This window comes from Pedobacter sp. 05L430 (genome assembly GCF_056397585.1).
In genome coordinates, this window is record NZ_JBFTNT010000147.1 from 1 (window position 1) to 9,909 (window position 9,909).

The window sequence follows — 9,909 nt, forward strand, 5'->3', positions numbered from 1 at the left end:
CACATACATCTTAATAACGCAGAGATCAAGTATTTTTTCTACTTTTGGTTCATACTTTCGAAGCATCAACTTTACATATGTTTTCTCGTAATCGCTTTTTTGACTTTTCGCAAAAGGTCAATTATAAAAATGAAATCCTGGCAGGCCTAACGGTTGCCATGACAATGATGCCCGAATCTTTATCATTTGCTATCCTTGCCGGATTCCCTCCCTTATCAGGCTTATATGCCGCCTTTATTATGGGACTGATTACCTCAATTTTAGGTGGCAGGCCGGGTCTTATTTCGGGTGGTGCAGGCGCTACCGCAATTGTTCTTATTGCTTTAATGAAGTCAAATGGAATTGAATATGTTTTTGCTGCCATTGCATTGGCTGGCATTATCCAGATAGGGGTTGGCCTGTTTAAACTGGGAAAATTTATTAGCCTGGTGCCTCAACCGGTAATGTATGGTTTTGTGAATGGCTTGGCGGTTATCATTTTTATGGCGCAATTGCAACAATTTAAAACTGTTGTGAATGGAGAATCGGCCTGGCTCAGTGGTACTCCATTATTTATTATGGGTGGTTTAGTACTGCTTACCATAGCAATAGTGGTGCTTTTGCCAAAAATAACTAAAGCTGTCCCTCCATCTCTAATAGCTATAATAGTAGTTTTTTTACTGGTCCTTGGATTCAATATTGACACAAAAATGGTAAGAGATATTGCTTCTGTTAGTGGTGGGTTCCCTCCATTTCACATACCTGCTATACCCTTTGAGTTTAAGACTTTACAGGTTATTTTTCCATATGCCTTAATTATGGCAGGCGTTGGTTTAACAGAAGGATTATTGACCCTCAATTTGGTTGATGAGATTACCACCACAAAAGGCAACGGTAATAGAGAATGTATTGCGCAAGGGACTGCAAATATTGCTAATGGCTTTTTCTTTGGAATGGGGGGGTGCCCAATGATTGCTCAAACACTGGTTAATTTATCGGCTGGTGCCAGAGCAAGATTATCTGGAATAATTGCTTCATTAACCATACTTATTATTATACTTTTCGGTGCACCTATTATTGACCGCGTTCCAATGGCTGCATTAACAGGGGTAATGATTATGGTTGCCATAGGTACATTTGAATGGGTTAGTTTCCGCATCATTAACAAAATGCCCAGGCAGGATATCTTTATAGGAATTCTTGTGGCCGGAATTACCATTTGGCTTCATAATCTGGCACTTGCAGTACTTATAGGTGTTATCATTTCAGCCTTGGTATTTGCATGGGAAAGCGCAAAACGAATCCGTGCAAAAAAATATATAGATGAACTTGGGGTTAAACATTACGAAATATTTGGCCCCTTATTTTTCGGATCTGTAGCCGCTTTTAATGAGAAATTTGACGTGACCGGAGACCCTCAGGAAGTTATCATAGATTTTAACGAAAGTAGAGTAGCGGACATGAGTGGTATAGAAGCACTAAATAAATTAACTGAACGTTATAAACTGGCAGGAAAGAAATTACACCTGCAGCATCTTAGTGAAGATTGCAGGACGTTACTCAAAAATGCTGAAACAGTGATAGAAGTTAACATCAAACAATTTTGATCTATTGCTGTTGCTTTGATATTAAATAATAAGAATGAAATTAGTTTACACGGATCCCTTTGCCATCGAACTCCATGGAGTTAAGCTTACAGTCTATCCACAAGAGGATGGCATCTATAAAGTTTTTAAAGGTTCAAATAAATTTGCTATTCTACATGCTGTAGTCCATGAACTGGGTATTACCTGGGAAACAAAGGGATGGATAGATCAGTCGTACGTAAATGAAATTGGAAAACTGATCGAGGAAGAGCATGTTGATTTGCTTTAACTGATTAGGGTTTGTAAACTGGATCAATTGTTTATCTTCATGAAAAAAAAGAATCATGAAGAGTTTCCCTGTGGCTAAGCTGATACCAAGATTGTTGATGCTGGTTTCCGTATTATTGCTAACTTCCTTTTCCTCTGGAAAAAGAGTAAAACTGAATATTGTTTTTATAGGAGACAGTATAACGGAGGGAGGTGCACTAAAACAGCCATCCTTAGAGGCAACGCCTCTTATAGTTCAGCAAATCCTAACTTCAAAAGGACGCTTTAGCTCTGTTAATATTGCAAACATGGGCTATAGCGGACATACCAGCCTTGATTTTTTGCCGGCCACTAATACTGACTTCCCGAAGGTTATCGAAGCCGCAAACGCTTTAAACAAGGATACCTCGGCCACGCTTTTGTTTTCTATTATGTTGGGAACTAACGATAGCGCAATATTCGGGCCCAACGGATCGCCTATCTCTGCTGAGCAATACGATCAAAATATTTCCAAAGTGATTGATATTTTATTAAATCAGTTTCCAAAGGCAAAATTTGTACTTCAGTATCCACTTTGGTATAGCGCTAATACTCAAAACAATGCAGCTTATTTAGAAGAAGGTTTAAACAGATTAGAAAGTTACTTCCCAAAAATTGATAACCTGGTTAAAAGGTATACCAAATTAGCTCCTAAACGGATATTTGCAGGTGATAAATCTGGCTTTGATTTTTTCAAAAAGAATCATACTACTTTGTTTAAACCTGAACAAGGAAAAAAGGGCACGTTCTATTTGCATCCAAATGCCGAAGGATCAAAAGAGCTGGCAAGAATATGGGTTAAAGGGATCTTAAAGGCCATCTAAAGTTCCAAGGGAGGATAATTATGGTTTTTTGCGTAATATTGAACATTAATCCTTAGTCAGATGATGCTCCCTAAAAAACTAAGCTGCTTTCTACTGGTTTGTATCTGCTTATTTAGCTGCATTGCCTTACGTGCTCAAAAGAAAGATTCAATTAATAAATCCCTTGTAAAGGACAGCTCAAAATTAGATTTTGTAGCTAAAATGCAGGCTTTTGCAAAACGTTCTTCGAAAAAAAGTGCTGATGAGTTTGATGCCGATAAAGCAACGATTGCTCAAATCAAAACGTTTGACGAGATACAACGGACCATGCAAAAAGCAAAGATCTATGTAAATGGCAAATTAGACACGACGGATACAAAAAACGAGCTTAAAAAGATCGAAGAAGATTTTGCTGTGGCTGGTGATGGTATTTTTACTGACAGAGGATCATCACAAACATTCCGAAATCTAACTGCTACCTCAAAGATATTATCGCAACTGCTAAATAAAGTAAATGCCAGAAAACTAAAGCTAGATGCCCGTCAACAGGAATTGAACAATTTCCGGTATCAGCTTGATTCACTATTAAGTGTACCCGCATTATTTAAATTTCCGGCAGACTCAGTAACACTGATGAAGTATTTGCAAAAGATAAAAGTTATTGCATATGAAACTAGCCCCATCGATACCTCACTTAAGATGGCAAGCAATAACATTCAGAACTTACTTAATCAGGTAAACATGACGGCTTTTAAATTGGAAAGCAGTTTAGAAGAAATTGAATCTTATCAGAAAGACATGGCGGGGCAGACCTACAAAAGGGAGTTTGGAAACCTCTGGAAGTCACCTGGTAATTACCGGCCATTTGAAGAAATACTTTATTTTTCAAAAACAAAAGGATTATTGACCCTTACATTTTATGCGGGGAACAATACAGGTAAATTAATATTGCTTGTTTTACTTATTGCTACTTCTTTTATTTATCTGCGCTCACTTAAAAATATTTATTTAGAAAATAATCTGCTAAAAACTGATTTTGATGGCCAATTGGTACTCAGGTATCCATTGCTCTCTGCTATGTTAATTATTATAAGTTTATTTCAGTTCTTTTTTGTATCGCMTCCTTTTATTTTAAACGTTATTTTTTGGTCAATATCCTGCATTTGTCTGAGCATTATTTTTAGAAAATATATAAGCAAATACTGGATGCGTGTGTGGTTGATTATGGTTGTAGTTTTTCTGATTGCTGCTTTGGGTAATTTGATACTACAGGCCTCCAGAATAGAGCGATGGGGTATGCTTATTACTTCTATACTTGGGGTAATAGTTGGCCTGATTACAATATTAAAAGGGCATCGCGAAGAGCTTAGAGAGAAATGGATTGTATGGTCTATCGCTTTTATGGCCTTACTTGAACTAATATCCACGCTGGCAAATTTGTTTGGAAGGTATAATTTGGCAAAAACACTGTTCATTGGCGGATTTTTAAACGTGGTTATTGCCATTCTTTTTCTTTGGACAGTGCGGCTTATTAATGAAGGGCTCTTTCTTGCATTTAATGTATATTCAGGACAGGATAAAAAGCTTTTTTACCTCAACTTTGAAAGGGTAGGCAAAAGGGCTCCTTTGTTATTCTATATACTACTGGCTGTAGGTTGGGCGATATTACTTGGCCGTAATTTCCCGGCATTTGATTACCTACTTAAGCCTTTTCAAAACTTTTTTACCCAGGAGCGCACTCTTGGTGATTATACCTTCAGCATCAATAATCTGGTATTATTTATTGCAATTATGTCGATTGCAGTTATTGTGTCCAAGATCGTTTCTTTTTTTGCATCTGATGGACATCTTCCAGATAATAAGGAAAATAAGAATGAGAGACAGGGGATAGGGAGCTGGTTGCTACTGGTGCGTATTTCGATCCTGTGCATCGGGTTATTTTTGGCTGTAGCAGCAGCAGGGATTCCTGTTGATAGGATAACCATCGTTTTGGGTGCTTTAGGTGTGGGTATAGGTTTTGGTCTGCAAACTTTAGTTAACAACCTGGTAAGTGGACTCATTATTGCATTTGAAAAGCCCGTTAATGTTGGAGATATTGTTGATGTTGACGGCCAGGGTGGTAAAATGAAATCTATTGGGTTCAGGAGCAGTGTAATTTCTACCTGGGATGGCGCCGATGTAGTTATGCCCAATGGCGATTTGCTTAATGCTCATCTGATCAATTGGTCGCTCGGCGGAAACCGTAAACGCATATCGATCCTGATCGGCATTGCCTACGATGCTGATCTGGAGAAGTGCAGGCAGTTACTGACGGAGATTTTAAACAATGATCAGCGGATCAGCAAGAATCCGGGTCCTGTTGTACAATTCGAGCAGTTCAGCAATAGTTCAATCGATCTGCGGATATATTTCTGGACAAAACATATTGGAGATACGTCTGCTACAAGGAGCGATCTGATTATAGCTATCGTTGCAGCTTTTAAAGCCAATGGCATCGCAATACCATTTCCTCAACAGGACATCCATCTTCATCATCCAGATCAGCAATAAAACAACTACTTGCCATGCACCATCAAGAATTTGAACCTCCTGAAGAGCTACAAGATATCATAAAGTGCTTTTGGTACAACAGAAAAGAATCTGGAGAACTGGAATCGAGTTTCGAGGTAGTGCCTGATGGCTACGCTGAAATTATTTTTTATTTTGGAAACCTTTATAGCATTTCTTATAATGATGGTTTACAGCCATTGCCCTCACCGTTTATGATGGGACTGCTAAATCAACCTGTTCTTTTTAATACACAAAACCGCTTGGAAATCATTGGTATCAGGTGCTTTCCATGGACTGTTTTCGATTTGCTTGGATTGCCATCCGGTAAAGATGGGCTGCGCATATTTGAACATCCGATAGCCCGGCTTCAGTTGACTTTGAATAAATTGATTCATGCCAATAGGATAGATGATGCGATAGCCCATGTAAAACAGTATTTCTTAAATGAACGCTCTCAGATTGGCCCCGACAATACCTTATTCAAAGCGGGAGTTGCTATGAGAGAGGCAAAGGGTGCTATTTTGGTAAGCGAGGTAGCGGCGGCGGCTCATGCAACGGTTCGTACATTGGAAAGGAGATTTAAGCAATCTTCTGGCCATACAGTTAAAGACGTGTCTGGCCTGATGCGTTTTGAGGAGGTACGAAACCGGTTATGGCATTACCCGGAATCCAACCTTGCCAGCTTGGCCCAGGAACTCGGCTACGCGGATCAAGCGCATCTTAGCAAGGAATTTAAGCGCTACAGTGGCACTACACCAGGGGTATTTGCACGAAAGGCAAAGAAAGGAAAACAGACTGTCGGCAGTGATTTTGTCGCGTTTGTACAAGCCTAACGCAGGAACATTCCAGAATTTTGTGTTTAAATAAATCATATGAAAACACAAAATAAATCCATTTACGATGTCATCATTTCGGGTGCAGGACCTGTAGGTCTGTTCCTTGCCTGTGAACTAGCACTTGCCAAATGTTCAGTCCTGATACTGGAAAAGGCGGAGAATCCGCAGTCTCCATTGAAACAACTTCCTTTCGGGATACGAGGACTCTCAGCACCTACTATTGAAGCGCTTTACCGCCGTGGTTTACTTGAAGAGCTAGAGCTGCATAAACAGCTTAAAAATCCACATCAAAATGCAAAGGAAGGGGCACAAAGGCAGGGAGGACACTTTGCTGGTATTCCATTTCTTGCCGTCAATGTTGACACTTCACAATGGGCGTATCGTTTACCTTGCTCTACCCAGACTAATTTAATTTCTGAGATGCAGGAGATTGAAACAGTTTTAACCCGCCGTGCAGAATCTTTAAATGTACAAATCAGGCGCGGGCATGCCATTACTGACTTTAATCAAACTGCGGATGAGGTAGCGGTTCAGTCTGGTGATCWATCTTTTAAAGCTAAATGGCTGGTAGGTTGTGATGGGAGTCGAAGCGTTGTCCGGAAGATTGCTGGTTTTGAATTTGCAGGCACAGAACCGGAATTCACCGGTTATTCTGTAAAAGCGGATATAGCTAACCCGGAAAAGCTCAGCCCTGGCCGAAATGTGACTGCAAGAGGCATGTATATGCAATCTCAGCCTGGCTATGTACTAATACAGGATTTTGATGGTGGAGCATTTCATCACTCGGGAAATCCAATCACGCTCGAACATATTCAAGAAGTGTTGCGCCGTGTGTCGAATACCGATGTAACGATCAGCACCCTCCATATTGCCACCACCTGGACCGATCGGGCGCGGCAGACCACAACCTACCGCAACAGGCGGGTGCTTTTAGCTGGCGATGCTGCACACATCCATTCGCCGTTAGGGGGACAAGGGCTTAACCTTGGGCTAGGCGATGCCATGAACCTGGGTTGGAAGCTTGCAGCAACCATCAATGATAAAGCCACAGATGGTTTGCTAGACACTTATTATACCGAACGGCATCCAATTGGCGCACAAGTTTTGGATTGGTCACGCGCACAGGTTGCAATTATGAAACCAGACCCGCATGCTCGCGCGCTGAATGCAATTTTTCGCGATTTGATCAACACGCGTGAGGGCGCCACCTATTTTGCAGGAAGGGTATGGGGTATCAACATACATTACCATTTAGGAGGAATCCACCCGCTGGTAGGGCACAGCGTTCCCAACTTTGAGTTCGAAGATGGTACTACGATTGGTGAGCTTATGCGGGATGGCCATTGGACACTTCTTGATTTTGACAAGAATGTTTTAATAAAAACTTTGGCAACTGAATATGGCAATCAAATCAACTTTATATCTGGACAAGTGAAAGAACAATTCGGCCTAAGTGTTGTGTTGATACGCCCTGATGGAATTATCGCCTGGGCTTCTGATAATGAAGCTCATGAAAACTCATTTAGACAAGCAATTGCATTTTGGATTACAGGCGTCACATCGGAGGCCATTGATCGTTGTTGATACGGTAATTGAGCGATACCAAACCACTTTCATAAGTCTTGCTTTTTAGAAGAGTGAGTTTGGTTCGGTTATCCTTTTTGTGGAACAGGGTTTTACCATCACCAAGCAGTATAGGATGTACTGACAACCATAATTCATCGACAAGGCCTTCTTTCATCAGGGCATCGGTAAGTTCAGCACCACCATATAACCATATATCTTTACCTGGTTCTTCTTTTATCCTTCGCGCTTCAGTAATGCTATTGTCAGATATAAGTATGGCACCTTCTTTTACTGTTTTCAATGTTTTAGAAAATACATATTCTTTCATTGCAGGCATTCCGGGAACTAWTTCTCCGTTATTGCTATCGGCATACTGTTGCGCTATCTCGTAACTTTTACGGCCAATAAAAATGGCATCTATGCGGTCAAAGAATTCGTTTAAGCCATAGTCCTGGTCCGTAAAGCACCAATCATATTCACCGTTAGGTCCTTCAATATATCCATCCAGTGTTATTGCTAATCCTAATATTAATTTTCTCATATCGCTAATGTTTTTGTATTGCAAAACTGCAAAGATTAAATTAACTCAAATTGTACAAAACGGACATCAATGAATAATATGTTGCGCATGAGTGAATTTACCAGGAGCATATCCAGTATATGTTTTATAATCACGATTAAAATGAGCCTGGTCATAGTAACCGCTTTTATAAGCAATTTCCGTAAGTGAGAGGGCTGGGTATTTTTTTATATAGTGAAGTGATTGTATGAACCGGTACACACGCAAATATTCTTTGGGTGATAGGCCAATACATTGCAGAAATTTTCGTGAAAGATGGCGCTGACTGACACCAGCGTCGTTTGCAAGCTTACTTACAGACAACAAGCCACCGGAAAATTGCGCCTGCTGCAGGCAATAGGCTACCTGCAAATCGTTTTTAGCTGTGGTTAATTGTTGCAGCAAATAGTTTTGCAGTATGCCTACACGTGTTTCATTGTTACAGGCACAGGCTAGATTATCTTCTATTTCTTCCGCCAGATTATTCCATATATCGGATAAGGCAGCTGTAGTGTCGGCTAATGTATGAATGGGTATCTGAAAGAACTTATATGCCATGCCAGGATGGAAACAAACAGCAAGGCAACCTGCCCCTTTGCGCATCTGGACATCCATGGGCCGGCTCATACGAAAGCTAACGATACTACGCTTGTGCAGTTCATCGCCAATGATTGCCACTGGCGTGCTGGTGTAATTCACAAATAACTCAACACAAGTATCAGGTAATACTCGTATATGACTTATATCTGTGCCTTCATCACAATCCATAGTACATATCACTTTGACATAGGGCCGGAGGCTCGTCATGATATCGTATAATTGAATACGCATAATTTAAAACAGCTCCATAGTCAATTTGTGATGTTCATACCAGTAATGGGGGACAAGGTCATAATTAAATATCTCTTTTTCTATAAAGCCGCATTTTTTTAGAACTCTTTGGGATTGCAAATTATCTATATCAGCTATAGCATAAATTGAAGGAAGTTTAAGTTCGTTAAAACCATATTCTACTGCTGCTTTTGAAGATTCAGTCGCATAACCTTTTCCCCAATGCTTCTTTAGAAATCTATAGCCTAGATCATGATAGTCTTTATGGCCATTGGTTAAATCAGTGATTAATTTAAATCCGCCCCAACCTACAAAATCACTCGATTCTTTTTCAATTATTGCTAGCCGTCCCACTCCGTTGTCAACATATTGTTGTCTAATGAATTTTATAACATCTTTAGCCTGTTGAATATTTTTAATTGGATTTTTTCCGAGGTGCTGATGCACTTCGGGATCAGAATCTAAACTAAAGATGCCTTCGACATCAGTTTCTAATAATTCTCTAAAATAAAGTCGCTCGGTTTCAATAAACATCTTCATTCTCAAACTTATTAATATTAAATGGAATTAGTTTTAGTTCACAAAGGTGTACCAGAGATTTCCTTTATTATTTTTATACTGAAAGAATGCCTGCCCATCAGCCACCTTTGGATTTCGTCCGGATTGATGTCAAGAGAGACAGCAAGGTCATTTGCCGAAAGGCCTTTATCTGCTAATTTTTTTGCTGTTTTATTGGCAATGTCCAGATTCAGCTGCGTTAATTCTTCTATAGCAGGGTTGCCGCTTTCTTCCAACCAGATGGATACAAAATCGTTCTTTTCCATTTATGTTTGTTGTAATTGTTTAAGGCATTCAGGGCATTCCGCACCGTTTGTTCATTTTGGCTGCAAAAC

10 protein-coding genes are annotated in these 9,909 nt (G+C 40.0%); 6 read left to right on the top strand and 4 right to left on the bottom strand.

The features are described 5' to 3' along the window. The first annotated feature begins 77 nt into the window (after positions 1-77). Genes AC1DG9_RS17210 through AC1DG9_RS17235 form a run of 6 tightly spaced genes read left to right on the top strand, consistent with a single transcriptional unit; the run spans position 78 to position 7,644 of the window. Positions 78-1,586 (top strand): SulP family inorganic anion transporter, encoded by a 1,509-nt coding sequence (locus AC1DG9_RS17210; RefSeq protein ID WP_288879337.1) that lies wholly within the window; start codon positions 78-80, stop codon positions 1,584-1,586. A gap of 34 nt (positions 1,587-1,620) precedes the next feature. Further along, on the top strand, positions 1,621-1,854 hold the full coding sequence (locus tag AC1DG9_RS17215; RefSeq protein WP_172662931.1) for a hypothetical protein: 234 nt from the start codon (positions 1,621-1,623) through the stop codon (positions 1,852-1,854). 55 nt (positions 1,855-1,909) lie between these two features. Continuing rightward, positions 1,910-2,695, top strand: coding sequence for a GDSL-type esterase/lipase family protein (locus AC1DG9_RS17220; protein ID WP_288879338.1), 786 nt, complete (start codon positions 1,910-1,912; stop codon positions 2,693-2,695). A 60-nt stretch (positions 2,696-2,755) separates the two neighbouring features. Further along, a complete protein-coding gene (locus AC1DG9_RS17225) occupies positions 2,756-5,224 on the top strand; it encodes a mechanosensitive ion channel family protein (RefSeq protein WP_477634950.1) in 2,469 nt (822 codons plus the stop codon). Between the two features lie 14 nt (positions 5,225-5,238). Then, a complete protein-coding gene (locus AC1DG9_RS17230) occupies positions 5,239-6,057 on the top strand; it encodes an AraC family transcriptional regulator (RefSeq protein ID WP_288879340.1) in 819 nt (272 codons plus the stop codon). Between the two features lie 39 nt (positions 6,058-6,096). Next, positions 6,097-7,644, top strand: a complete 1,548-nt coding sequence (locus AC1DG9_RS17235) for an FAD-dependent monooxygenase (RefSeq protein WP_477634951.1) — start codon at positions 6,097-6,099, stop codon at positions 7,642-7,644. Here the strand turns inward: AC1DG9_RS17235 and AC1DG9_RS17240 are convergent. The 4 genes from AC1DG9_RS17240 to AC1DG9_RS17255 form a co-directional block, all read right to left on the bottom strand. Next, positions 7,616-8,167: a dihydrofolate reductase family protein gene (locus tag AC1DG9_RS17240; RefSeq protein WP_477634952.1), complete on the bottom strand. Its 552-nt coding sequence runs from the start codon at positions 8,165-8,167 to the stop codon at positions 7,616-7,618. The genes AC1DG9_RS17235 and AC1DG9_RS17240 overlap by 29 nt on opposite strands. Before the next feature lie 66 nt (positions 8,168-8,233). Further along, a complete protein-coding gene (locus AC1DG9_RS17245) occupies positions 8,234-8,992 on the bottom strand; it encodes an AraC family transcriptional regulator (protein ID WP_288879342.1) in 759 nt (252 codons plus the stop codon). Between the two features lie 27 nt (positions 8,993-9,019). Continuing rightward, a complete protein-coding gene (locus AC1DG9_RS17250; RefSeq protein ID WP_172662937.1) occupies positions 9,020-9,556 on the bottom strand; it encodes a GNAT family N-acetyltransferase in 537 nt (178 codons plus the stop codon). Positions 9,557-9,594: 38 nt separating this feature from the next. Beyond that, positions 9,595-9,840 carry a hypothetical protein gene (locus AC1DG9_RS17255; protein WP_172662938.1) on the bottom strand — a complete coding sequence of 82 codons (246 nt, stop codon included), beginning with the start codon at positions 9,838-9,840 and terminating at the stop codon, positions 9,595-9,597. Positions 9,841-9,909 lie beyond the last annotated feature (69 nt).

What these genes read in the sequence shown, in the direction of transcription:
- AC1DG9_RS17220 (WP_288879338.1), top strand. Translation starts at nt 1,910, where the DNA reads ATGAAGAGTTTCCCTGTGGCTAAGCTGATACCAAGATTGTTGATGCTG.
- AC1DG9_RS17245 (WP_288879342.1), bottom strand. Translation starts at nt 8,992, where the DNA reads ATGACGAGCCTCCGGCCCTATGTCAAAGTGATATGTACTATGGATTGT.
- AC1DG9_RS17230 (WP_288879340.1), top strand. Translation starts at nt 5,239, where the DNA reads ATGCACCATCAAGAATTTGAACCTCCTGAAGAGCTACAAGATATCATA.
- AC1DG9_RS17215 (WP_172662931.1), top strand. Translation starts at nt 1,621, where the DNA reads ATGAAATTAGTTTACACGGATCCCTTTGCCATCGAACTCCATGGAGTT.
- AC1DG9_RS17255 (WP_172662938.1), bottom strand. Translation starts at nt 9,840, where the DNA reads ATGGAAAAGAACGATTTTGTATCCATCTGGTTGGAAGAAAGCGGCAAC.
- AC1DG9_RS17210 (WP_288879337.1), top strand. Translation starts at nt 78, where the DNA reads ATGTTTTCTCGTAATCGCTTTTTTGACTTTTCGCAAAAGGTCAATTAT.
- AC1DG9_RS17250 (WP_172662937.1), bottom strand. Translation starts at nt 9,556, where the DNA reads ATGAAGATGTTTATTGAAACCGAGCGACTTTATTTTAGAGAATTATTA.